The 25,847-nt window shown below is 58.7% G+C and carries 19 protein-coding genes; 9 read left to right on the top strand and 10 right to left on the bottom strand.

The genetic code is table 11. The annotated features are described in order from the left end of the window. Positions 1 to 79: 79 nt before the first annotated feature. The 10 genes from msrQ to ABJO75_RS07640 form a co-directional block, all read right to left on the bottom strand. On the bottom strand, positions 80 to 715 hold the full coding sequence (msrQ, locus tag ABJO75_RS07685) for a protein-methionine-sulfoxide reductase heme-binding subunit MsrQ (protein ID WP_348125813.1): 636 nt from the start codon (positions 713 to 715) through the stop codon (positions 80 to 82). Further along, a complete protein-coding gene (gene msrP, locus ABJO75_RS07680; protein WP_348125811.1) occupies positions 684 to 1,586 on the bottom strand; it encodes a protein-methionine-sulfoxide reductase catalytic subunit MsrP in 903 nt (300 codons plus the stop codon). The genes msrQ and msrP overlap by 32 nt, the downstream gene beginning before the upstream one ends. 240 nt (positions 1,587 to 1,826) lie before the next feature. Next, positions 1,827 to 3,458: an alpha-D-glucose phosphate-specific phosphoglucomutase gene (locus tag ABJO75_RS07675; protein WP_348125809.1), complete on the bottom strand. Its 1,632-nt coding sequence runs from the start codon at positions 3,456 to 3,458 to the stop codon at positions 1,827 to 1,829. After that, positions 3,455 to 5,410 carry a 4-alpha-glucanotransferase gene (gene malQ / locus ABJO75_RS07670; protein ID WP_348125807.1) on the bottom strand — a complete coding sequence of 652 codons (1,956 nt, stop codon included), beginning with the start codon at positions 5,408 to 5,410 and terminating at the stop codon, positions 3,455 to 3,457. The genes ABJO75_RS07675 and malQ overlap by 4 nt, the downstream gene beginning before the upstream one ends. After that, complete coding sequence (gene glgX / locus ABJO75_RS07665; RefSeq protein ID WP_348125805.1) at positions 5,407 to 7,503, bottom strand: glycogen debranching protein GlgX; 2,097 nt, start codon at positions 7,501 to 7,503, stop codon at positions 5,407 to 5,409. Before glgX ends, malQ begins: the two co-directional genes overlap by 4 nt. Then, positions 7,500 to 8,945, bottom strand: coding sequence for a glycogen synthase GlgA (gene glgA / locus ABJO75_RS07660; RefSeq protein ID WP_348125802.1), 1,446 nt, complete (start codon positions 8,943 to 8,945; stop codon positions 7,500 to 7,502). Before glgA ends, glgX begins: the two co-directional genes overlap by 4 nt. A gap of 12 nt (positions 8,946 to 8,957) precedes the next feature. Further along, a complete protein-coding gene (glgC, locus tag ABJO75_RS07655; RefSeq protein ID WP_348125800.1) occupies positions 8,958 to 10,217 on the bottom strand; it encodes a glucose-1-phosphate adenylyltransferase in 1,260 nt (419 codons plus the stop codon). A gap of 46 nt (positions 10,218 to 10,263) precedes the next feature. Continuing rightward, positions 10,264 to 12,459, bottom strand: coding sequence for a 1,4-alpha-glucan branching protein GlgB (glgB, locus tag ABJO75_RS07650; RefSeq protein ID WP_348125798.1), 2,196 nt, complete (start codon positions 12,457 to 12,459; stop codon positions 10,264 to 10,266). Between the two features lie 24 nt (positions 12,460 to 12,483). Further along, positions 12,484 to 14,880, bottom strand: coding sequence for a glycogen/starch/alpha-glucan phosphorylase (locus ABJO75_RS07645; RefSeq protein ID WP_348125796.1), 2,397 nt, complete (start codon positions 14,878 to 14,880; stop codon positions 12,484 to 12,486). 67 nt (positions 14,881 to 14,947) lie between these two features. After that, positions 14,948 to 15,877 (bottom strand): carbohydrate kinase, encoded by a 930-nt coding sequence (locus tag ABJO75_RS07640; protein WP_348125793.1) that lies wholly within the window; start codon positions 15,875 to 15,877, stop codon positions 14,948 to 14,950. A 543-nt stretch (positions 15,878 to 16,420) separates the two neighbouring features. Between ABJO75_RS07640 and ABJO75_RS07635 the strand changes: the two genes are divergently transcribed. The 9 genes from ABJO75_RS07635 to ABJO75_RS07595 all read left to right on the top strand — a co-directional run bounded on the left by ABJO75_RS07635 (position 16,421) and on the right by ABJO75_RS07595 (position 25,846). Continuing rightward, on the top strand, positions 16,421 to 17,740 hold the full coding sequence (locus ABJO75_RS07635; protein ID WP_348125791.1) for an extracellular solute-binding protein: 1,320 nt from the start codon (positions 16,421 to 16,423) through the stop codon (positions 17,738 to 17,740). A gap of 102 nt (positions 17,741 to 17,842) precedes the next feature. Continuing rightward, positions 17,843 to 18,787 carry a sugar ABC transporter permease gene (locus ABJO75_RS07630; RefSeq protein WP_348125789.1) on the top strand — a complete coding sequence of 315 codons (945 nt, stop codon included), beginning with the start codon at positions 17,843 to 17,845 and terminating at the stop codon, positions 18,785 to 18,787. Positions 18,788 to 18,839: 52 nt separating this feature from the next. Then, positions 18,840 to 19,778, top strand: a complete 939-nt coding sequence (locus ABJO75_RS07625; RefSeq protein WP_348125788.1) for a carbohydrate ABC transporter permease — start codon at positions 18,840 to 18,842, stop codon at positions 19,776 to 19,778. Continuing rightward, on the top strand, positions 19,775 to 19,963 hold the full coding sequence (locus ABJO75_RS07620) for a hypothetical protein (RefSeq protein WP_348125787.1): 189 nt from the start codon (positions 19,775 to 19,777) through the stop codon (positions 19,961 to 19,963). The genes ABJO75_RS07625 and ABJO75_RS07620 overlap by 4 nt, the downstream gene beginning before the upstream one ends. A gap of 4 nt (positions 19,964 to 19,967) precedes the next feature. Continuing rightward, positions 19,968 to 21,065 carry an ABC transporter ATP-binding protein gene (locus ABJO75_RS07615; protein WP_348125784.1) on the top strand — a complete coding sequence of 366 codons (1,098 nt, stop codon included), beginning with the start codon at positions 19,968 to 19,970 and terminating at the stop codon, positions 21,063 to 21,065. Continuing rightward, the gene (locus ABJO75_RS07610) at positions 21,058 to 22,053 is read left to right on the top strand and encodes an ABC transporter ATP-binding protein (RefSeq protein WP_348125782.1); all 996 of its coding nucleotides are present in this window, start codon (positions 21,058 to 21,060) and stop codon (positions 22,051 to 22,053) included. The genes ABJO75_RS07615 and ABJO75_RS07610 overlap by 8 nt, the downstream gene beginning before the upstream one ends. A gap of 13 nt (positions 22,054 to 22,066) precedes the next feature. Further along, positions 22,067 to 23,692 (top strand): dihydroxyacetone kinase subunit DhaK, encoded by a 1,626-nt coding sequence (locus ABJO75_RS07605; RefSeq protein WP_348125780.1) that lies wholly within the window; start codon positions 22,067 to 22,069, stop codon positions 23,690 to 23,692. Between the two features lie 18 nt (positions 23,693 to 23,710). Beyond that, positions 23,711 to 24,763 (top strand): LacI family DNA-binding transcriptional regulator, encoded by a 1,053-nt coding sequence (locus ABJO75_RS07600; RefSeq protein WP_348125778.1) that lies wholly within the window; start codon positions 23,711 to 23,713, stop codon positions 24,761 to 24,763. Between the two features lie 27 nt (positions 24,764 to 24,790). Beyond that, complete coding sequence (locus ABJO75_RS07595; protein ID WP_348125777.1) at positions 24,791 to 25,846, top strand: sugar phosphate isomerase/epimerase family protein; 1,056 nt, start codon at positions 24,791 to 24,793, stop codon at positions 25,844 to 25,846. Position 25,847: the final 1 nt, after the last annotated feature.

Here is a 25,847-nt window from a genome sequence, read left to right as displayed (position 1 = left end):
TTACCCCCAAGACACACCCAATCACACCAAAACAATCACGACTCACAACACCCGACTCGCCAACAATCATCCCCAAGAATCATACCAAGACACCACGACCGAAAAAACGAAGACGTAGAAGGAGAAGCAAAAGGATCGTGCCGAGATATAGCAGCGGTTCGATTTGCAGCCCTTTCGACAACATCACAAAGTGCAAACCTCCCAGCACCGCCGCGACATATACAAGTCGGTGCAAACGTCGCCACGAAGCGCCGAGCCGTCGCACCGACCAGTTGTTCGAAGTGATCGCCAGCGGGATCATCAGGACAAAGGCCGCCATACCGACTGTTATGTAAGGGCGCTTAACGATGTCCGCCCAAATCTGCCCGAGGATCTGAACATCCAGAACCAGCCAAACCAAGAGATGGCAGACAACATAGTAGAAGGTCAGCAATCCGATTGCCCGGCGAAACCGCAACAGGTTAACCCCGGCGAAGCGGCGCAGAGGGGTGATCGCCAATCCCGCAATCAAAAACTGTAGCGCCAGTTCACCCAGTTCATGTTCGAGTGCCTTGATCGGCTCAACACCCAGGCCACCGGTCGCGCCGATCCAAAACAGGATCGGCGGCGGCAACAAGCCGGCCCCATAGACGGCCCACACCGGTATCCGCCTCAGCGCGCCGTTTATTCGGGCGACAAACACGTCAGTGATATTTCGCGAGGTCCATGCCTTCATAGAGCGCCGACACGTCTTCTTCATATCCATTGAACATCAGCGTCGGAGTTTTCTTGGAGAACAAGCCTCCACCGACCCGGCGTTCGTGTGCCTGCGACCAGCGCGGATGATCCACGTTCGGGTTCACATTGCTGTAGAAACCGTACTCGCTCGCACTGTATTCGCCCCAGCTGGTTGGCGGCTCGTCCTTGACCAGGCTGATCCGTACCACCGACTTGATCGACTTGTACCCGTATTTCCACGGCACCACGAGGCGCAGGGGCGCGCCATTCTGGTTGGGGATCGGCTTGCCATAGAGGCCAGTCGCCATGATCGTCAACGGATGCAGCGCTTCGTCCAGACGCAGCCCCTCGACATAGGGCCATTCGATGACAGGCCTGTTGACCCCGGGCATCTCCTCCGGTCGCAGCGCGGTTTCAAATGCAACGTAACGTGCTTCGTCCTTCACCCCGGCCAATGCCAGCAGATCGGCCAGTTCGAACCCGTTCCAGGGCACCACCATCGACCACATTTCGACACAGCGGAGCCGATAGATGCGTTCCTCGACCGTCATTTCCGACATGATATCGTTGAAGTCATATTGCCCGGGGCGATCCACCAAACCGTCGATAGTCACACTCCACGGCGACGTGGTCAGTGCGCTGGCGTAGGCGGCAGGATCAGTCTTGCCGGTTCCGAATTCATAAAAGTTGTTGTAGCTGGTGATGTCTTCCCAGCTGTTCGGCTCCAGTTCGGTGCTCGCCGCAAGCGGGCCCGCAATGCTGCCAAGTCCCAGCCACGCAGCGCCTGCCAGAATCTGGCGCCGGTTCAGAAAGACGTTTTCAGGTGTCGCGTCTTTGATTGTCAGATCGTTGTTCCAGCGATGGGCCATGAATACTCCGTAACTTGTTTATCCTGAAGTAGTCGGCAACCACCGATCCGCCAAACCAATTTGACTCACGTTTCAGCGACGGTTCTGTAACGTCGTATGGTTACTGCCCTGCCTGCCTTCCATTGATCGACCACGGGGCCAACACGCGCATCCCAAGAGGAGCACGATAATTTTCGGTGCAGCGACCAGATCGGGGAACTCAGGCAAGGCGGTTGAAGGCCGCTGTCTCGCCAGACGGCATCACGTGATCACGTCGGGATCGACACGCTCGATATGCCGCTGAAACCCGGCAAGTTCCAGAACAGCCTGCCGCAAAGGTTCCAACGCCTCTGCCGTACTGCGCCCTTCGACAGAGCCTTCGGCACGGTAATGTTCGAGATACAGGCGGATCGTTGCACCTTCGGTCCCTGTGCCTGACAGGCGCAGCACAGCACGCGCGCCACCATCAAACCAGATACGTAACCCCTGATGCTCTGACAGTGAGTTATCGACCGGATCGCGATAGGCGAACTCATCCGCCTTTTCGACCGTCATTCCGGCAAAGCTCTGTCCGGGCAGTTCGTCGATCCGCGTGATGATCCCGTTCACCAATGCATTGGCATCCGGCTCTGGCACTGCCTCAAAATCGTGACGCGAGTAATAGTTGCGCCCAAACTCGGACCAATGCGCCTGTTGAATCTCGGCGACTGACTGACCGCGAGCTGCAAGAATATTCAGCCATAACAGAACCGCCCACAGCCCATCCTTTTCGCGCACATGGTCCGACCCGGTTCCGGCGCTTTCCTCACCACACAGCGTGGCGCGTCCGGCATCCAGCAAGTTACCAAAGAATTTCCAGCCCGTTGGCGTTTCAAAACAGGCGATACCTAACTTCTCCGCCACCTTGTCGCAGGCTCCGCTGGTGGGCATCGATCGCGCGACCCCCGCCAGCCCGGCCTTGTAACCCGGCGCAAGATGCGCGTTTGCGGCCAGCATCGCGAGGCTGTCTGACGGCGTCACATAGGCCCCGCGCCCCACGATCATGTTGCGATCCCCGTCGCCATCTGATGCCGCTCCCAGATCCGGGGCGTCGTCCGACATCATCAGGTCCATCAGCGTTTTCGCCCAGATCGGGTTCGGGTCGGGATGGCCGCCGCCGAAATCCTCGGATGGGATCGCGTTGACCACCGTTCCTTCGGGCGCCCCGAGGGCACCTTGCAGAATGGCGGTGGCATATGGCCCGGTGACCGCGTGCATGGCATCAAACCGCATGGTAAAGCCGCCCGCAAACAGCCCCCGGATTGCGTCAAAATCAAACAGCTGCTCCATCAGCGCCTGATAACTCGCAACAGGGTCGACGACCTCGACACTCATGTCTCCAAGGTTGGATTCGCCAATCTGAGCAAGATCGACATCATCCGCCCGCAAGATGCGATAGGTTGCGATCGACTTCGTAGCCTCGAATATTTGTGCGGTCAGCCCTTCGGGCGCGGGGCCGCCATTGGCGGCGTTAAACTTGACCCCAAAATCCTCGTCGATGCCGCCGGGATTGTGGCTTGCCGAAAGGATGAAACCTCCGTCAGTTTCGTTCTGCCGGATCAGATTCGACGCGGCAGGCGTCGATAACAATCCGTTCTGACCGACGATCACCCCGGTCGCGCCATTCGCCGCCGCAATCTTGATGATTGTCTGGATCGCCCGCTTGTTGAAATATCGCCCGTCGCCGCCAATCACAAAGCGTTTGCCCTCTCCGCCGCCAATAGCGTCGAATACTGATTGCACAAACGCTTCCAGATAGTGTTCCTGCATGAAAACGCGGGTTTTCTTGCGCAGCCCGGATGTGCCCGGTTTCTGCCCCTCAAACGGAGCAATGTTCACGGTCTCAATGGTCATGCTTCGGCTCCTTCGGTTATTTTGGACGTCCTGCGGTCATGCCTTGCCATGCAGGCACCAATCATTGTCAATTCGGGATGCGTTTCAAGCGCTGCGACAGAGACGGCATAGCGCCGCTGCCAGTTCTGATGTTCATCCACCGTTCCCGGCAGGTTCTGCGCCTCGACCGTGCCAAGGACGTCATCAAGCTGAACGCAAACCATTTCGGCAGGCGACGCCGCCAGACAACCATGGACCGCGCACTGGATACCGGGAGCATCCCCTTGCAGGTTCGCCACATCACGCGACCGTTGTGCGCGCTCGTGCGATGCCGCATCGCCGTCGATCCATCCGAGCTGTTGCCACCAGTCAATGTCGCGCCCTCGCGCGTACCCCTGAAGGGTGGGCGTGTCATGGGTGCCGAAACACGATAAAACCTGCGGCGACGGCGTTCCGGGGGTGCGAAAGCCGCTCTCGTCCTTTTCGTATTGCAGAACCGAATAGCCATAGAACCCATGCCTGCGCATCGTGTCACGAAAACCGTCAGGCACCAGCCCCAGATCCTCGCCAATCACCAGCGTCCCGTGGCGGGCGGCCTCAATCTTTATCAATGCGATCAGCGCCTCGAACGGCTGCCTGACATAGGCCCCGGCGGAACCGTCATCAGGCACCCAATAGCTGCGGTTCAGACCCAGCACATGATCGATGCGGATCACCCCGGCATAGCGCATGTTTTGCGCCAGAATGCGCCGCAGCGGCCCGTAATGCGCAGCGCGCAACGCATGCGGATTGAACGCGGCCAGTGACCACGCCTGCCCGCCCGGGCTCAGGTGGTCGGGGGGCGCTCCGAGCGACACACCCTGCGCAACGACATCCGCTTCGCACCAGGCTTCGGCCCCGTCGCGTCTCGACCCGACCGCAAGATCAAGATAGAGGCCCAATGCCATCCCTGCTGTGCTTGCACGCCGTTGAACCTGCGAAAGCTGGCCGTCCGCGATCCATTGCAACCACTTGTGAAAGCGCACGCGCTCGGGCGGTGCCTGATCGACAGTCACCCCGGCAGGCCAAAGACGCCAATCTAGTTCGTGCAGCTCGGTCAACGCCTCGAACGCTGCGAACCGGCTTAGCTCTGTGCCGCTGGCATGACAGAACGCCTCAAACTCGGCATTTGGATGTGTGCGAAACGCCTGCCACGCCGTCTCAAGCGCGGCCTGATGGGCGTGCTTGTGCGCCGCATAAGGAACTATTGGCGCAGCCCGCAAATCGGCAGAGGCTTCAGTCGGGGCATCCGAGACCTGATCCAGCGCAATATGTGCCGTGTTCAGAAATCCACGATGCGACGGCGAATAGGGGCTGAACGCGCCGGTATCCGCATGGCCCATTGCATGCACCGGGTTGATACCCAGAAACGCCGCCCCGTGTCGTGCAACACATTCGGCAGCGCGTGCAAGATCGTCGTAGTCGCCCAACCCACCATTGCGTTCGGATACAAACCCATAAAGCGCGGCGGACATGCCCCAAATCTTGTCCTTCCCGGTTGTCTCGACCACCTGAGGAAGGCGCCGGGGCGCAGCCAATACCGTCACGTCTTGCGCATAGTCTCCGTCAATCAAGCTCAATACATAGACATCCGGCTCAAGAGGCGGCAGCGTAACCTCGCCCACTCCAGCGATGATCGGCGTCCGATCCTCGGCCCGCCTCAGGCTCCAGTCATGCCCCGCACCGAACTCAAGCCTCAGTGATGTTCCGGCCTCGACAACAGTCTCAATGGGAAAGCGCTGATCGGCAAATGTCTGGTGCAAATCGGCGATGATGTCGGGCAGTGCAGCATCATGGGTATCATAGCCCATGGCCCCGGCCAGCGCGGCATAGGTTTCTGGCGTAGTCACGCGTTCCTGCCCAGACATATCCCAAAAGACAGGAAGGATTCCCAGAAGATCACCCAGTTCGCGCAATGCGTTATCCCGGCTCATTCCGAAACTGCCGATACAAGGACAAACGCGCTGACCGAGCGCGCGCCGACAATGGGCGCGTCTCCTCCGACAGCCGTTTCAGCCTGTTCTGCCGTGCAGGTGTCGATCTCGCGCACCCAGATCATGTCCTTGGGTGTGTCTGGCAACTCTACCGGCAAACCTTCTTCGCTGCGATTGAAGGCGACAAACACCGTATCCAGATCCGGCACATAGTCTGGAGCCTCGGCCGAACAGCGCAACGTCAAACAGAAATTGGCCAGTTGCGGATCACGCCACTGAACCGGCCCGCCAGAGAAATCGGACCATTCCACATCCACCAAGCCATCACGGGGCCGGATACCGCCGTGCAAGAACCGGGTCTGCCGTACGGCGCTGTGCGCAACGCGAAACGCGGACAAATGCGCAACAAAGGCGCACATCTCTTCATCCGCCTCGTCCCATGACACCCAGCCGGTCTCGTTGTCCTGACAATAGGCGTTGTTGTTGCCGCGTTGCGAATTCGACACCTCATCGCCTGCCAGCAACATCGGCGTGCCTTGTGCCAGAAACAGCGTGGCCAACATGTTGCGCTGGCGTTGCTGGCGGCGGGCAATGATCGCTGGATCGTCGGTTTCACCCTCAACTCCGCAATTGTCCGAAAAGTTCGAACCGTGCCCGTCGCGATTCATTTCGCCATTGGCCTCGTTGTGGCGGTGGGCATAGCGGGTGGTGTCAGCCAAGGTGAAGCCATCGTGTGCCGCAAGGAAATTGACCGACGTCCATGATCGGCGGCCGGAATGATCGAAATTCTCGGCAGAACCCAGCAATCGCCCGCCCAGATCTTGCGTGGCGTGGTCATCATCGCGCCAGTAACGCCGGACCGAATCCCGGAACCCGTCATTCCATTCGCGAAATTCGTGTGGAAACGCACCCAACTGGTAGCCGCCCGGCCCGATATCCCACGGCTCTGCAATCATCCGCACATCGGCGAGCACCGGGTCCTGCCGCAATGCCGCAAAGAACCGCCCGCTTGGGTCGAACCCATGTTCCTCGCGGCCCAACACCGTCGCCAGATCAAAGCGAAATCCGTCAATACCAAACGCTTCGACCCAGAACCGCAAGCTGTCCAGCACCATACGCAGAACATAGGGATGCGCGATGTTCAGGGTGTTACCGCACCCCGTGTCATTTACATAATATCGTGGCTGTCCACGGCTCAGCCGATAGTAGGACGCGTTGTCCAACCCCCGAAAACTGAGCGTCGGGCCAGCCTGATCGCCTTCTGCGGTGTGGTTGTAAACCACGTCGAGAATGACCTCGATCTCGTTCTCGTGCAGTCGGTCGACCATGCGCCGGAACCCGGCCATGCCCTCGGGGCCAAAATACCGGGGCTCGGGCGTGAAGAAGCCGATGGAATTGTAACCCCAGTAATTGCGCCGTCCGCTCTCGACCAGAAAACCGTCATCGACAAAGGCCTGTACTGGCAACAGTTCTACGGCACCCACGCCCAAGCGTTTGTAGTGGGCAATCATCGCGTCCGACGCCAAGCCCTCATACGTGCCTTGCAATGCCTCCGGCACGTCCGGGTGCACCTGTGTCAGCCCCTTTGCGTGCGCCTCATAGATCAGATCGCGAGCCCCGGCCTTGTGCCCGCCCTTGACCCTTGGCGCAAAGAATGCGGGATCTGACACCACCGATTTTGGCACAAAGGGCGCACTGTCGCGGGTATCAAACGACAGATCGGCATTCGGTGCCTCTGCCTCATACCCGAGCATGGCAGGATCATTGCCCCAGGTGCCGTGCAGTTCACGCGCATATGGGTCCATCAACAGCTTGTTCGGGTTGAACCGATGACCGCGTTCAGGGTCATACGGACCATGGGCGCGAAATCCATAGCGTGAACCCACTGGCAGACCCGGCAGATATCCATGCCAAACCGGGCCGGTGCGCTCGGGCAATGCCAAACGGGCGGTTTCTGTCTCACCATCCTCGGAGAAAATGCACAGGTCGATCGCGTTGGCGTTCTCGGAAAACACCGCAAAGTTCACACCGTTTCCATCATGTCGCGCACCAAGTGGATAAGGAGCGCCACGCGTAAGGCGATACCCGGTCATTTCGCTTCTTCGATGAGGCCGGTGAACAGATCAAGGTAAGCTTGCGCAGATTGATCCCAGCCGACCGGATGCCGCATCGCGCGCCGCTGCATCGCGGCCCAGACCTTGGGTTGCGCAAAAAGCTCGCAGGTGCGTGCAATCGCCTGATCGAGACCGGCGGCAGTGATCGGCGAAAACTGTACGCCCGTGGCGCAATCCGCCTGCAACGCCGCGTGGTTGGCGTCGATCACCGTATCGGCCAACCCCCCCGTTCGGGCGACAACAGGCAAAGTGCCATAGCGCAAACCATAAAGCTGCGTCAGCCCGCAGGGTTCAAACCGCGACGGGATCAGAATAGCATCAGCACCGCCCTGCAATTGATGCGACAGGGTCTCGTCATAACCGATAATCGTACCGACATTGCCAGGGTGCTGCGCCGCAGCCTCGATGAAGCCCCTTTCCAGCGCTGCATCACCCGAACCAAGCAACGCCAATTGCGCCCCTCTTGCAACTAGACCGGGCAGGCAGTCGAGCAGCATATCCAGACCTTTTTGCCCGGTCAGGCGACTGATGACACAAAACAGCGGCCCATTGGCCTCGGGTGACAGAGCAAAGCGGGTGCGCAAGGCCTCGCGATTCTGCGCCTTGCGGCCAAGGCTGCGCATGCCAAAGGTTGCGGGCAACGCCGGATCGGATTCGGGGTTCCACGCATCAAGGTCGATACCGTTGAGAATGCCGGTCAAATGCGCCTGCCGCGCGCCCAACAGCCCCTCAAGCCCCATACCAAACTCTGGCGTCAGCAACTCGCGGGCGTAGGTCGGGCTGACAGTGGTGATCGCATCGCTAAAGATCAGTCCCGCCTTGAGAAATCCGACCCGGCCGTAGAACTCGATACCGTCGGTATCAAACAGCGCCGGATCAAGACCCAGCGGCTCCATCGCCTCCGGTCCGAACAGGCCCTGAAAGGCGATGTTGTGGATTGTAGTGACAAGTGGCGGTGCGGCCTCTCCGCTTTGGCGCAGATAGGCGGCAACCAACCCTGCTTGCCAGTCATGCGCATTGACCAGATCGGGCTTCCACTCCGCGACACCATTCAGCGCGACATCTGCCCCCGCCTTTGACAAGGCACCAAACCGGATGTGGTTGTCCCAGTGATCATGCCCATTGGGGTCGAGATAGATCGTGCCCGGCCGGTCATACAAATGCGGCGCATCCAGCAACAGCAGGTCAATCCCTTCTGCCGATACCGCCACCAGCCGTGCGGACCCACCAAAGAACTCAGGGTACGATTTGACCTCGTTCCCTGTCGCCAGCACATCCGCCAGCGCCGGGTACGCGGGCATCAGAACACGGACCTCTGCCCCCATGCCGGAAAGCGCCTTTGGCACGGCACCGATCACGTCGGCGAGACCACCGGTTTTCACAAAGGGCGCGCATTCAGAGGCGCAAAAGAGCAGTTTCATCGGGTCATTCCGTCAGTCGTCCAGCGCATCGATCATGGGCTGGGTGATCAAGGTCACCCCACCTTCTGTGCGCCGGAACCGTTTCGCATCAAGCTCGGGGTCTTCACCCACAACGAGGCCAGCAGGAATGATAACACCCCGGTCAATAACCACGTTTTTCAACCGCGCTTTACGCGCGATCTCGACATATGGCATCGCCACAACGCCTTCGAGTTGCGAAAACGAATGCGTCTTGACCCCGGTGAACAGCAGACAGCGCTCAAGGCTCGACCCTGAAATGATACAGCCACCGGATACCATCGACGACACGGCCAATCCGCGTCGGCCTTCTTCGTTGTGGATGAACTTGGCCGGGGGCGTCAGTTCCGAGTTGGTCCAGATCGGCCATTCGGTGTCGTAGATATCGAGTTCCGGCACAAAATCGGTCAGGTCGATATTCGCGCGCCAGAACGCATCGACCGTGCCGACATCCCGCCAATAGGGTTCTTTCTCCAGCCCCGAACGAACACAGGACCTGCTGAATGGGTGCGCGACCGCCTTGCCGTTCTTTACGATCGAAGGAATGAGGTCGCCGCCAAAATCCTGTGTCGATTCTGGATTGGCCGCATCCTGCTCCAGAAGATCCAGCAGATACTCGGTTTCAAAGACGTAGATGCCCATGCTGGCCAGTGCCATATCCGGATGGCCTGGCATCGCCGGGGGATCGGCGGGTTTTTCTACGAAATCCAGAATGTTGTCGTTGGTGTCGACCTTCATGACACCAAATCCGCTGGCCTCCATCCGGGGCACTTCGATGCAGCCCACGGTCACGTCCGCGCCGCTTTCGACGTGGTGCTGGATCATGCGCGAATAATCCTGCTTGTAGATGTGGTCTCCGGCAAGAACGACGATGTACTTCGGGGCGTAGCCGTCGATGATATCCTTGTTCTGCCAAACCGCATCTGCAGTACCGCGATACCAGTTCTCTTCGTCAAGTCGCTGGGATGCTGGGAGGATATCAAGCGATTCATTGCGCTCGGCCCGGAAAAAGCTCCACCCGCGTTGCAGGTGCCGGATCAGACTGTGCGCCTTGTATTGGGTCGCGACCCCGATCCGCCGAATGCCGGAGTTCACTGCGTTGGACAGCGCAAAGTCGATGATCCGCGTCTTGCCGCCGAAATACATCGCTGGTTTGGCGCGCCGGTCGGTCAGTTCGTACAGCCTGCTGCCACGTCCGCCCGCAAGCACAAAGGCCATCGTCTGTGCGGCCAACCGCTGAGATTCGTTATCCATTTCATTCTCCCCCAATTCGGGCAAATCAGCCCCGGTTCGTTTTCAATCACTCAGGTTGCAACTCGAACATCAGCGTCGAGAGCGGCGGTAGCGTCAGATTCAGCGAATGCGCGCGCCCCGAGGCAGCGATCTCGTCGCTGTTCACGCCGCCCATATTGCCGCGATTGCCGCCGCCATACTGCTCGGCATCGGTGTTCAGCTTTTCGACCCAGTGTCCCGCACGCGGCACCCCGATCCGCCGGTCAGATCGTTCAACCGGCGTAAAGTTGGTGACGATCAAAGCAGGAGGTACGCCGTCCTCGCCATGGCGCACCCAAGCGATGATCGATTCATCGGCCGCGTGTTCTTCGACCCACTCGAACCCGCCAGGCTGTGCATCGCGTTGATACAGCGCCGGCATGTCCCGGTAGACCTTGTTCAAATCGCGCACGAGCGTCTGAATGCCTTTGTGGTCGGGATGATCCAGCAAATGCCAATCAAGGCTGGAGTCGTGGTTCCACTCGCGACCCTGAGCAAACTCGCAGCCCATAAACAACAGTTTCTTGCCGGGATGACCCCACATGAAACCCAGATAGGCCCGCAGATTGGCAAACTTGGTAGTCCCGTCGCCCGGCATTTTGTCCAAGAGAGAGCCTTTACCATGCACCACTTCGTCATGGCTGATTGGCAGGATAAAATTTTCGGAGAAAGCATAGAGCAAGCCGAACGTCAGCTTGTTATGATGGTATTTGCGATTGATCGGATCCTCGCTGATGTAGGACAGCGTGTCGTTCATCCAACCCATGTTCCACTTGAACCCAAAGCCAAGCCCGCCCGCATCGACTGGCGCACTCACCCCCGGAAAGGCGGTGCTTTCCTCGGCGATCGTCATGATACCGGCGTCCGCCCCATAGGTCAGGGTATTCATCTGCTGCATGAACGCGATCGCCTCGAGGTTCTCGCGACCGCCATGTTCGTTGGGCACCCATTGCCCTGCTTCGCGCGAATAGTCGCGATACAGCATCGACGCCACCGCATCGACCCGCAGCCCATCAACGTGGTGTTCCTGCATCCAGTACAGCGCATTGGCGGTCAGATAATTGGCAACCTCGCGACGCCCGTAGTTGTAGATCAGCGTGCTCCAATCCTGATGGAACCCTTCGCGGGGGTCCGCGTGTTCATAGAGCGCGGTGCCATCAAACTGGCCCAGCCCGTGCTGATCGGTCGGGAAATGGCCCGGAACCCAATCCAGGATCAGCCCCATATCGGCGCCATGGCAGGCGTCGACAAAGGCCTGAAACTCTTCGGGCGTACCGTGTCGAATGGTCGGTGCAAATAGTCCAACCGGCTGATAACCCCACGAGCCGTCAAACGGGAATTCAGACACTGGCATCAACTCAATATGGGTGAACCCCATGTCCTTGGCATAACCGACCAGTTGCTCGGCATGTTCCTGATAGGACAGCGGGCGATTGCCGTCTTCCGGTACGCGGCGCCAGCTGCCCAAGTGTACTTCGTAGATCGAAACCGGCGCGTCCGGGCGATGCCGCGACTGACGCTTTGCCATCCAGTCGGCATCCAGCCAGTCATGCCGGTCCAATTCCCGCACCACCGACGCCGTTTTCGGCGGATGCTCCGAACCGAACCCAACCGGATCCGCCTTGAGCGGCAACAGCCCGCCAGCACCATCCAAAAGTTCGTATTTGTAAACCGCGCCTTCACCAACGTCGGGCAGGAACAATTCCCAAACCCCTGTCTGTCCACGGCGTCGCATGACATTGCGGCGACCGTCCCAGTTATTGAACGCGCCAACGACCGAAACACGGCTTGCGTTGGGTGCCCAGACTGCAAAATGGGTTCCCTCGCTGCCCTCGTGGGTCACCAAGTGGGCTCCCAATACCTTCCAAAGCTGCTGATGCGCACCTTCGCCGATCAGGTATTCATCAATCTCGCCGAGAACCGGACCAAAACGATAAGGGTCCTGCGCCTCCCACACCTCATCCCCGGCACCAAAGCGCAGGCGATAGGCAAAGGGTTTTCGGCGTCGCGCCGCGATACCATGAAACAAGCCCGGCGCGTCCGGGTGACCTTCCAGCGTCATGATCCGGCGGCCGGTCTTGGCATCCAAGACCTCGGCCCGGTCGGCATCCGGATGATAACAGCGCACACTTAGCTTGCCGTCGATCTCGTGCAGGCCCAACACTGCAAACGGGTCGGAAAACCGCCCCTCTGCAATTGCCTGTGCGTCCTCAGTTCGGATCATTGACTTGCTCCCCCCTTGTCGTTCTCACACCTTCAGCGAGCGCGCGTTCCAGATGTCTGTCGCATACCCCCGGATCGTGCGATCAGACGAAAACCACCCCATGCCGGCCGTGTTCAGTGCCGCCATCCGCGTCCACGCCTCTGGATCGCGATAAACGGCATCGACCTTACGCTGAGTGTCGAAATAGCTGTCAAAGTCACAGGTCACCAAGAAATAGTCGTGATCCCAGACATTGCGCAGTAACGCGGCATAGCGATCGCTGTCACCACCCGAGAACGTGCCATCTGCGATCTGCCCCAGAACGCGGGTCAGGCGCGGGCTGGCCCCGATGGCCGCACGGGCATAACCCGGTTGCTCCCGACGCTCTGTCACCTCTTGCGCGGTCAGGCCGAATAGAAAGAAGTTCTCGGCTCCGACGTGATCGCGGATTTCCACATTGGCCCCGTCCAGCGTGCCAATCGTCGGGCTGCCGTTCAGGGACAGTTTCATGTTGCCTGTACCTGATGCCTCTTTGCCAGCCGTCGAAATCTGTTCAGACAGATCCGAGGCCGGTATCAGCAATTCCGCCATCGAGACGTTGTAGTTCTCTGGATAGACCACCTGCAAAAGCTCGCGGGTCTTCGGATCGTCATTCAGCGTCTTGGCAACATCGTTGATCAGATGAATGATCGATTTGGCCATGACATAACCGGGTGCCGCCTTGCCGCCAAAGATTTTGACCCGTGGTGTCCAGTCGCCATTCGGATTGTCCTTGATGTCATTCCAGAGGGCAATCGTCTCGAGGATGTTCATCAGTTGGCGTTTGTATTCGTGGATGCGCTTGATCTGCGTGTCAAACATCGCATCCGGGTTCACGATGACCCCGTCGCGCGTTTTCAGCCAATCCGCCAGCCGTTCCTTGTTGCTACGCTTGGCAGCTCCATAAGCCTCGCGGAATGCCGCATCCTCGACGCTGGGCCGCAGTTCGGTAAGCCGCTCCAGATCATCTGCCCAACCCTGACCGATGGTATCGTCGATCAACGACCGCAGCGCCGGGTTGCAGGAATAGAGCCAGCGACGCGGTGTGATACCGTTGGTCTGGTTGATGATCCGATCGGGATAGGCAACGTGCAGATCATGGAACACGGTTTCCTTCACCAGTTCAGAATGCAACGCCGACACGCCATTGACCTTGTGCGCCATGACAAAAGCCAATTCACCCATCTTGACCTGACCGTGTTCGATGATCGTGACCTTCGTTCCGGCGGCGGCGAAATGGGCGTCCTGAATGATCTCGATGATGCGGTGATGGCGCGGCAGAATGCGCGCAAACAGCCCCTCGGGCCAGCGCTCCAACGCCTCGGGCAGCAAGGTGTGGTTGGTATAGGCCAGCGTCTTGCGGGCGATTTCAATCGCGCGCGCCATCGTGAGACCGTGATCATCCGCCAGTATCCGCACCAGTTCCGGTCCGGCAATCGCGGGATGCGTGTCGTTTAGCTGGATTGCCACGTGGTCCGGCAGGGTGTCGATCTCGAACCCTTCGGCCAGAAACCGGCGCAACAGGTCCTGGATCGAGGCTGCGGTAAAGAAATACTCCTGCTTCAGTCGCAGTTCCTTACCCTTGTCGGTCGTGTCATCCGGATAGAGTACACGGCTGATCGTGCGTGCCAACGCCTCGGGCTGAGACGCGCCAAGGTAGTCTCCACGGTTAAAGCTTTCGAGATCAAACAGCTTTACCGGTTTCGCAGCCCAAAGACGCAGCGTGTTCGCCCACTTGCCCTGCCAACCGACAATTGGCGTATCATAGGCCTGCGCCAGAACGGTTTCGTCGCTGTGCCAGACACATTTCTCGCCGCATTTGCTGACGTAGCCACCAAAGTGAATGGGGATCGACACTTCAGGGCGTTCGAACTCCCAGGCATGTCGCTGCGCCAGCCACTTCTCGGCTGTCTCGATTTGTGCACCGTCCTTGAAATGCTGCTCAAACAGCCCGTGCTCGTAGCGGATACCATAGCCATAGGCCGGAATGCCCAATGTCGACAAGCTGTCCAGAAAACAGGCGGCCAACCGCCCGAGTCCGCCATTGCCGAGCGCCGCATCCGGCTCATCTGCAACAATCCTGTCATAGTCCTGACCAAGTTCCGCAAGTGCGGCCGCCGCCATCTCTTCCACGCCGAGATTGATTGCGACGTCCTCGATCAGACGGCCGATCAGGAATTCCATCGACAGGTAATAGACCCTCTTGCCTTTGGCCTCGTATGTGCGCCGCGTCGAAGCGAACCATGGCTCAACGACCATATCGCGCAGCGACAACGCCAGCGACATTCGCCAATCATAAGTGGTCGCATGTTCCGGGTCCTTGCCCAGCGAACTGCGCAGATGGCGCAGCATCGATTGGGTCAGCGCCGGTTGGTCAAAATCTACTCTCAGCGTATCGGGCATCTGTGTGTCCTGTTCCGGATAGGTGGGGCGCGTTCGCCGCACGTAAGTGTTCTAGGTATATCTGTATTCATTCGAGCTCTTGCGCCCAGGGAGGGTTCGCCCCGGCCCGCGACACGGTTACTCCGGCAACACGGGTGCCGAATGCCAATGCGTCACGCAGCAAATCGGGCCCAATATCGCTTAGCGCGGCCTTGTCGAGTGCGCCCGCTTGCTGCAAATGCGCCAGCACGCCAGCGTTGAACGTATCGCCGGCGCCCACGGTGTCGACCATCTCGACCCGCTGCGCCACGACCGAGGTTTCGCCACCGGTTTGCAACCAGCCCGAGGCTCCGGCGCTGCCTTTGGTCAGAATGACCAGCTTTGCGCCTCTGGCCCGAATTTCGTCGATCTTTTCCGCCAAAGACCCCGATCCCGGCACGATCCAGTTCAAATCCTCATCGGAAACCTTGACGATATCCGCCAATCCGAGCATCTGCTCAAGACGCGCGCGATAACGTGGTTCGTCACGGATGAATCCGGGTCGGATATTCGGGTCCAGCGCGATCACGCGATCAGCCGCCTCGCGTTCTGCCAACGCAGCATAGAATTCACCGCAGGGCTCGCTGATCAGGCTGATGCCGCCAAAATAGAGCGCGTTGACGGTTTCAGGAATCTCCGGCAATTCGGACGGATCAAGCATGCGTCCGGCCGTATTCTCATCATAAAACGTATAGACCGCGTGGCCATCGGTCAGCTGAACAAACGCCAGTGTCGCCGGCCGGTCCGACAGGATCACATGGGAAACATCAACATGCGACGCCTTCAGCGCCTCCAGCAGTTGGGTGCCGAACATGTCTTGCGATAGTCCGGAGAGAAAACCCGGACTGATACGCAGCCGTCCCAACGCAATGGCGGTGTTAAATATCGCACCTCCGACATGGGCCGAGTAGGAAACCCTGCCATCAGCCCCTCGGGACTCGATCATGTCGATCAACGCTTCGCCACAACACAAGAGCATTCTGGACTTCCTCCCACAGAACAGGGCCTACAAAGATTGGATGAAAAAGAGGGCCATTGGCAACGTTTTACTTTCCCCTGACCACACACTGTTACACACGCCTGCAATTTCCTCGGGCGCGGCAAACCTGATGTCATTTCCGAAACAGGCCCGCCAAGTTCGCACAGAATCTCTATGTTGGCATCAATGATAGCGCTAACAGTTTTCGATCATCAGAGCAAGTATACTTGGCTATCAAGCGAGAATTGCGTCGTTTTGAACCACCTGCGTCACCGTTTGAGGGACGCGTCGGCTCCGGTAAAATCGCTGCCGCCGTCATTGCCGGGATACCGCAGTCCTCGCTATAATTGTAACTGCCAGAAAATTCCGCGCCTTCCAATTTCATTAGATATCAGAATGATAAAGATCATCACGCCTCACCATGAGGTACGCACCTCAGAAAAATATAGACATGAGGTACGCACCTCATCTAGCGTTTGAATCATCTGAACGACGATTCGGGGACCGGAAGAAGTCGCCACGTCTCAATTGGGAGGAAAATTCATGAAAACGTTGAAACTGGCATCTGCCAGTGCGATCAGCCTTGCCGCCGCATCATTTGCAAGCGTGTCGCAGGCCGATGATCTGACCCTTTGCTGGGCCGCTTGGGACCCGGCGAATGCCCTCGTCGAACTCAGCAAGGAATTCGAAGCCGAATCCGGCCACACGATGAGCTTTGAGTTCGTACCCTGGCCCAACTTTGCTGATCGGATGCTGAATGAACTGAATTCCGGCGGCCAGCTCTGCGATCTGTTGATCGGGGACAGCCAGTGGATTGGTGGCGGCGCCGAGAATGGCCATTACGTCAAACTGAACGACTTTTTCGACGCCGAGGGCATCGCGATGAGCGATTTTGCCGACGCGACTGTCTATGCCTATTCCACTTGGCCCAAAGGCACGCCCAACTATTATGCGCTGCCTGCGATGGGCGACGCGAACGGCTGGTTCTATCGCAAGGACTGGTTCGAGCGTGACGACATCAAGGCTGCGTTCAAAGAAGAAACGGGGCGCGATCTGGCAGAACCCACGACCCAATTGGAACTTTTGGAAATCGCACAGTTCTTTCAAGAGCGCGAAATTGACGGACAAACCGTCTATGGCGCCGCGATCTTTACCGAGCGCGGGTCCGAAGGCATCACCATGGGTGTGACCGGGGCGCTTTATCCTTGGGGTTTCAAATACGAAAACACGCCCGGCTCCTATGACATGGAGGGTGCAGTCAACTCGCCTGAAGCCGTCGAAGCTCTGGAGTTCTACAAGGAGTTCTACGAAACCGCGACGCCGCCAGGCTATACCAACTCCTACATGGGCGAGAGCCTTGATGCCTTTAAATCCGGTCAGGTCGCGATGGCGATGAACTGGTTCGCGTTCTTTCCAGGCCTCTATGCCGATCCAAATACCGGTGGCGACAAGATCGACTTTTTCGTGAACCCGCCGCAGAATCAGGCCGGGTCGACGCTTGGCGGTCAGGGCATCTCGGTTGTGTCATACTCTGACAAGCAGGACGCGGCGCTTGAGTATATCAAGTGGTTCGCTCAACCGGAAATTCAGCAGAAATGGTGGGATCTGGGCGGCTATTCGGCGCATAACGCTGTGCTGGAAAGCCCGACATTTGTTGATAGCGCACCCTTTGCCGGCGACTTTCTCGTCGCCATGGGCGCGGTACAGGACTTTTGGCAAGAGCCTGCCTATGCCGAACTGTTGCTCGCGATGCAAAAGCGCATGCACGACTACGTAGTTGCCGATCAGGGCACGGCACAAGAGGCGCTTGATCTGCTGATCGAAGACTGGACCGAAGTCTTTGAGGACGAAGGCAAGCTCTAACCCGTCTGACTGCCCTGTGTCACAGGGCCAACTAAGACCGGCTGTCCCGGAAATCATTCCGGGGCACGCCCTCCCTGCACTCTGAACACCGGATCCAGCGATATGTCCGAGACCACCGCCAACCGCGCTGCTGCCGCCACACCCCCGGGGGTCGCACGCAAGATACGAGGTCTCAGTGACCGTGCAATCGCATGGATTTTTGTCGGCCCGACGATCTTTCTATTGTTGGCGATCAATATCTTCCCATTGATCTGGACCGTTCGGCTCAGCTTTACCAACTTCAAGGCCAACCGGAATCGCCCGGTCGAATGGATCGGAACCCGCAACTATGAACGGATCCTGACGGACAGCGACATCTGGCTGAACATGCAGGCCACCGCGCATTTCCTGTTTTGGACGATCTTCTTTCAGGTGCTCATCGGTTTCACGCTGGCCTACCTGATCAACAAGAAATTCAAGGGCAACGACCTTTGGACCACCATTATAGTGCTCCCGATGATGCTGTCCCCCGCCGTAGTCGGAAACTTCTGGAAGTTCCTCTACCAACCACAAATCGGACTTTTCAACTATGTCGTCGGATTCTTTACAGGCAAGGAGGCGTCCAGTTTCGAGATGCTCGGCTCGGTCGATCTCGCCCCGTGGTCGATTGTCATCGTTGATACTTGGATGTGGACGCCCTTTGTGATGCTGATCTGTCTCGCCGGGCTGCGATCCATTCCCGACTATATCTACGAGGCTGCCGAGATCGACCGAGCCTCAAAACTCCGCCAGTTCTTTACCATCACCGTCCCGATGGTCCTGCCCTTCCTGATGCTGGCCGTTCTGTTTCGCGGCATCGAAAACTTCAAGATGTTCGATCTTGTCGTGCAACTCACCGGTGGCGGTCCGGGATCGACCACAGAACTCACCTCGATCAACCTCAAGCGTGAAGCGTTCGAAAAATGGCGCACCGGCTATGCCTCGGCCTATGCGATCATCTTGTTTGTCACCGTGTTTGGTCTTGCGAGCATTTACGTGAAGGCACTGAACAAGGTGAAAGAGCGGTGATCATGCATAACCTCGCCATCCAGACCAAACCACGCCCCAAAGGCATCGTATCATGAGCAGCTTTTCAGTCACCGAACCCAGCCCCCGGTCGAAATGGTTCGCCGGCACGCTGGTCATCCTTTATGCGCTGATCACCATGGTGCCGCTGGCGTGGATCATGCTGACCGGGTTCAAATCACCGTCCGATGCGATTTCCTATCCGCCCAAGGTGGTGTTTGAACCCACGCTCGAAGGCTATGTGAACCTCTTCACCACCCGCACCCGGCAGACCAAAGAGTACCTCGAAGCGAACCCGCCAGAAACCTGGTACGAAGAGATTGTCCGTGAATACGACATGGTCATTGCTGGCCCGTCCAAATTCGGCGAACGGTTTCTGAATTCGGTGATCATCGGGTTTGGCTCAACGTTCCTGAGCATCGTGCTGGGCACGCTCGCCGCCTATGCGTTCTCACGTTTCAAGATACCGCTCGCCGATGACTTGCTGTTTTTCATCCTCAGTACCCGGATGATGCCTCCGATCGCGGTGGCGATCCCGATATTCCTGATGTACCGGCAACTGGGCCTTTCAGACACCCATCTGGGGATGATCCTGCTCTATACGGCGGTGAATATCTCGCTCGCGGTTTGGTTGCTCAAAGGATTCATAGACGAGATCCCCCGTGAATACGAAGAGGCAGCGCTGATCGACGGCTACACAAGGTTTCAGGCGTTCTACAAAGTCGTGCTCCCGCAGGCCGCAACGGGCATCGCCTCGACCGCGATCTTCTGCCTGATCTTTGCGTGGAACGAATACGCCTTTGCTGTTCTGCTAACCTCGGGAACCGCTCAAACCGCGCCACCCTTCATCCCGACGATCATCGGCGTTGGTGGGCTTGACTGGCCCGCCGTGGCCGCGGGCGCCACGATCTTCCTGTTGCCGGTCATGATCTTTACCATCCTCTTGCGCAAACACTTGCTGCGCGGGATCACATTCGGAGCGGTCCGCAAATGAGCAACTTTTTCACCGGCCTGCTGAACCTGCGCCGTGGTCCATGGGAGATGCTGGCGACCATCCTGATCGGTCTGGGTGTGTTCATGCTGATGCAGCCGTTTGTGCTCTGGGCCTTTACCTACTCTTTCATCACCACATTGGTGGGCACCGTGATGTTCATCATCGTGTCCCATTTCAAGGACTGACCCCGTGGCCCAGATCGTCATAGAAAACATCCGCAAGGAATTCGGCGATTTCACCGCCGTTCGGGAATCCAGCTTTACCATCGAGGATGGCGAGTTTTTCATGCTGCTTGGTCCATCGGGCTGTGGCAAGACCACCACCCTGCGGATGATCGCCGGGCTGGAGCTGCCGACCTCGGGGCAGATTTATCTCGACGGCGAGGAAATCAGCCAAAAGCCACCCAGCCAGCGCGACATCGCCTTTGTCTTTCAGATGTTCGCGCTGTACCCGCATCTGAACGTGCGCAAGAACCTCAGCTATCCATTGATCAGTCAGGGCATGCCCCGCGCGCAGATCAAGGCCAAAATCAACGAGGTCGCGGACATTCTCGGAATTCAGGACATCCTTAATCGCCCTGTCGGCGGGTTGTCCGGTGGGGATCGTCAGCGGGTGGCCCTTGGCCGCGCCATTGTGCGTGATCCCAAGGCGTTCATGATGGACGAACCGCTTGGCGCACTGGATGCTGAGTTTCGCGAACATATGGCCGAAGAGCTGCGCGCCCTGCACGACCGAATGAACGCTACTACGGTCTATGTCACCCACGACCAGCTTGAGGCGATGCAGATGGGCGACAAGATCGTCGTCATGAACAATGCCGTGGTCGAACAGTTCGGCACGCCGCAGGAAATCTACGACAAACCGGCGACTATGTTCGTTGCCGACTTTATCGGGTCTCCGTCGATGAACTTTCTGCGGTTCAACGGCACCCTTGCCGAAGGGTCCACATCGGTGTCACTGAATGGTGCGGCCCTCGGCGTGCCCCGCCAGATCGAGGGGACAACCGGAAACCTCGTTTTTGGTGTCCGTCCCGAACACGTAACCCTGACCGACAACGGTCCCTATCGTGGCGAGGTTCTTGCCTCGGAATATCTTGGAACCACCCAGATCATCACGCTGGCAACTGCGAATGGCGAACTCAAGGCCCGGATCGACAGCGCCCAGACCGCAACAGTCGGCGAAACCGTCGGCCTCACATTCGACGCCCGCAAGATCACCCTATTTGACGAAAACAGCGGCGCTGCTCTGCGTTCGGCCCTGAACAACGAGGTGCTCGCCCATGGCTGAAGTCATGCTCAAGAACCTATCGAAATCCTTTGGCGATGACATCGGTGTCGCGGATATGACCATGACGATCCCCGATGGCGCATTCGTTGTCCTGCTTGGCCCGACCGGCGCAGGCAAGACGACCACGCTGCGCTTGATTTCGGGACTCGAAACAATGGATAGCGGCGAAGTCTGGATCGGCGGGCGCAATGTGGGCACCGAGACGCCGGCGCAACGCGATGTCGCGATGGTGTTTCAGCAATATTCGCTCTACCCACATCTGTCGGTGCGCGATAACCTCGCCTTTCCGCTGAAATCGCCGATCCTTAACACCCCGGCTGACGAGATAGAACGCAAGGTGGCCGAGGTCGCCAGCGTGCTTCAGATCAGTCACAAGCTTGATAACAAGGCCACCGCCCTATCCGGTGGCGAAATGCAGCGGGTTTCCATCGGCCGTGCGTTGGTGCGTGACCCTTCGATCTATCTGATGGACGAACCGCTCGGCTCGCTGGATGCCAAGTTGCGCACCGATCTGCGGATCGAACTCAAACGCATCCACGCCTCGCTCGGTGCGACGCTGCTCTATGTGACCCACGATCAGATCGAAGCGATGACCATGGCCACTCATGTCGGCGTTCTCGACAACGGCAGGCTCGTGCAATTCGGCAGCCCGCGCGAGATTTACGAGAACCCCAACAGCCTCTATGTCGCCAGCCGTCTGGGCCTGCCCCGGATCAACATCCTGCCTGCCGACATCTTTGGCAACGTCCCAACCGGCACCAACCGGATCGGGATGCGCCCGGAACATATCACTCAGGGCACAGGTCAGGACGCCACGATCAAACGGGTCGAGCATCTGGGCGATCAGGCCCGTCTGCATCTGTCCCTGCAAGGGCATGACATCACCACCATCGCCGCCCCCGACACCGACTATCAGCCCGGCGCGCACATAAAGATCGCGCCGCGCAATCCGCTGTGTTTTGACGCGCAAGGCAATCGCATCCGCTAAGTAGGGAGAGACCATGAACCAGTTCATCAACGCTAAGGAAACCCTTGTTACAGACGCGATTGACGGTCTCATTGCCACCTCTGGCGGCGCATTGTCCCGACTGGATGGCTATCCGCACATCAAGGTGGTCTGCCGGGCGGATTGGGACAAATCGCAGGTCGCATTGATCTCGGGCGGTGGATCGGGGCACGAGCCGGCCCATGCAGGGTTTGTCGGAGCGGGCATGCTGACAGCAGCAGTTTGCGGCGAAGTCTTTGCCTCCCCATCGGTTGACGCGGTGCTGGCGGGCATTCTCGCGGTCACTGGCGAGGCGGGATGCCTCTTGATCGTCAAGAACTATACCGGCGACAGGCTGAACTTTGGCCTCGCCGCCGAACGTGCGCGGGCCTTTGGAGTCAAGGTATCGATGGTCGTGGTCGATGATGACATCGCCCTGCCCGACCTGCCACAATCACGTGGCGTGGCCGGCACATTGTTCGTCCACAAGATCGCAGGCGCAATGGCGCAGGATGGGGCCGATCTCGACACCATCACCAAAGCCGCGCAATCCGTGATCGCGAACATGGCGTCGATTGGAAAATCGCTGGATACCTGCACCGTTCCCGGTTCTGCCAAGGAAGACCGTATTGCCCCCGGCATGGCCGAACTTGGGCTAGGTATTCATGGCGAGGCAGGTGTCGAACAGGTTGCGTTCAAGGACGCCAGAACCGCGATGGACATTGTATTGGACAGGCTCGCCTCAAAAATCGGCAGCGGACCGCATGTGGCACTCCTGAACAATCTTGGTTCCACAACACCACTCGAAATGAGTATTCTGGCCCATGAACTCGCGACTTCTCCCAAGGCCGCCAATCTGCAGCACATCATCGGACCCGCGCCGCTGATGACATCACTCGACATGCATGGGTTTTCGGTCTCTGTACTGCCCGTTGACGACACCACCAAGACCCTGCTTGCCGCCCCGGTCGAGCTGTCCGCCTGGCCCGGAATGGTCGATATCACCCCGGTCGCCACGCGCCCTCTGCCCGACGGGCTCAGCCCGATACAACCGATCCCGTCGAGCAATCCAAAAAACCGCGCCGTGATCGAACAGGCCTGTGATCTGTTGATATCAGCCGAAACGGATCTCAACATGCTGGACGCGAAATCCGGCGATGGCGACACGGGCAGCACTCTCGCCACCGCCGCGCGCGCGCTGAACGGGGCCTTGGACCGGATGCCGCTGGCCGATCTGACACAGTTGTTCCGCGCGGTTGGCAACGAGCTCAGCCAGACCATGGGCGGGTCATCGGGCGTGATCCTTGCGATCTTCTTTGGCGCAACCGGCGACGCCTGTGCCAATGGCAGACCCACATCGCAAGCCTTGATGGCAGGGCTCGACCGGATCAGCCAAGTCGGAGGCGCCGCCAAGGGCGACCGCACGATGATCGACGCGCTTGGCCCCGCGCTGCAGGCGTTGCCAGATGGATTTGCCGCAGCCGCAGCCGCCGCGCGGGCGGGTGCGGATGCAACGGCCACGATGGATCGCGCCAAGGCGGGTCGCGCCTCGTATGTGCCGCCTGAAAACCTGATCGGCCATAACGATCCGGGAGCCGAAGCCGTGGCCTTGCTCTTTGAAGGGCTGGCCAAAGCCCTGTGATGACGACAATAAGAACCCATGAAGCCCTCGCCTGACCGCCTCGCAAATCCGACGATCAACGACATTGCGCGTGTCGCCGAGGTCAGCCTCGCGACCGTTGACCGTGTATTGAACGCCCGCCCCGGCGTACGACAGACAACCGTTCAAAAGGTAAACAAGGCAATTGCCGAACTTGGTTATGTCCGCGACACGGCGGCGGCCAATCTGGCGCGCGGGCGGGTCTACAACTTTACATTTATCCTGCCTTCCAACAGCAACGAGTTCATTCAGATGATGGAGGCGCAGATCGGGGAACTGAATGCGAGCCTGCGCCGTGAACGGACCAAGCTGTCCTGTACCCGCGTCACCGCCTTTGACCCGATTGCATTGGCCGAGGCGATCAAGGCAATCGACGCCTCGCAGGTCGATGGCGTCGCCATCTTTGGTCCGGAAACCCCATCGGTGCGTGATTCCATCGCGCATCTAAAGGCCAATGGCGTGACGGTGGTATCGCTGGTTGCCGATGTCCCCAGTTCCGAACGCGATTATTACGTCGGTCTGGACAACGTCGCCGCCGGGCGCACCGCGGCCCAGCTTCTCGGGCGGTTTCTTGGCAATACGCAAGGCAAGATCGCGGTGCTGACCGGTTCAATGCTGGCCCGCGACCATCTGGAACGCCGGCTTGGTTTTGACGAGGTCATGGCCCGCGATTTTCCAAACCTTGAGGTGCTTGCCTCACTTGAAGGGCGGGATGATCCCGACTTGATCGAAGAACTGGTGCCCCAAGCGTTAGGCAGCACCCCTGATGTGATCGGCATCTATTCTTCCGCAGCAGGGAACGAGGGGCTCTTGCGCGCGTTCCGCAAGTGGAAGCCGACCCTGCGTCCCGTGGTCATCGCCCATGAACTGACACCATTGTCACGAGCGGCATTGAGGGCGGGTGAGTTTGATGCGGTGATCAGTCAGGACTGCGGTCATCTTGTGCGCAGCGCCGTGCGCATCATGCGCGCGAACAGTGACAACATGCCGATCAACCTCGCGCAGGAACGTATCCGCATCGACATCTACCTTAAGGAAAACATGCCGCACTGACGCGGCGCTGATTTGGGAGGATCAATCATGAAAACCATCAAGGGACCAGCGCTGTTTCTGGCGCAATTCGCGGACGACGAGGCGCCGTTCAACTCGTGGGACGGGATCACGAAATGGGCTGCAGATTGCGGTTACAAGGGCGTGCAGGTGCCTAGCTGGGATGCGAGGCTCTTCGACCTCGCGCAAGCGGCGGACAGCAAAACATATTGTGATGACTTCAAAGGGCAAGCGGCCGACAACGGCATCGAAGTCACTGATTTGTCGACCCACCTTCAGGGACAGTTGGTCGCGGTGCATCCAGCCTATGACAGCGCCTTTGACGGCTTTGCCGATCCAAGCGTGCATGGCAACCCTGCAGCCCGCCAGGAATGGGCCGTGGATCAGGTTAAAAAGGCAATCACCGCCTCGGCCAATCTGGGCATCGACAAACACGTGACCTTTTCGGGCGCGCTGGCCTGGCCCTATATTTATCCTTGGCCACAACGCCCGGCGGGCCTAATCGAAACGGCGTTTGACGAACTCGCCAGCCGCTGGCGGCCAATTCTGGACCATGCCGAGGATAACGGCGTCGATGTCTGCTATGAAATCCACCCCGGAGAAGACCTGCATGACGGTGTGACATTCGAGATGTTTCTTGAGCGTGTCGACAATCATGCACGCTGCAACATGCTGTATGATCCGTCGCATTACGTGCTGCAATGTCTGGATTACCTCGACAATATCGACATCTACAAAGACCGGATCAAAATGTTCCACGTCAAGGATGCCGAGTTTAATCCCACCGGTCGCCAGGGGGTCTATTCCGGCTATCAGCCCTGGGTCAATCGCGCCGGACGGTTCCGCAGCCTTGGCGATGGGCAAGTCGATTTTGGTGCAATCTTCTCGAAAATGGCCGCCAATGATTTTGACGGATGGGCCGTTGTCGAATGGGAATGCTGTCTGAAACACCCCGAGGACGGTGCCCGCGAAGGAGCGGCATTTGTCAGCGATCACATCATCCGGGTCACGGAACGCGCCTTTGATGACTTTGCCGATGGTGGCACGGACGAGGCGGCGAACCGTAAGATGTTGGGGATTTCCTGAC

It is taken from the genome of Sedimentitalea sp., assembly GCF_039973035.1.
Classification (GTDB): Bacteria; Pseudomonadota; Alphaproteobacteria; order Rhodobacterales; family Rhodobacteraceae; genus Sedimentitalea.
The sequence above is the reverse complement of the archived record's forward strand: the minus strand, read 5'-3'. Positions and strand labels throughout refer to the sequence as shown.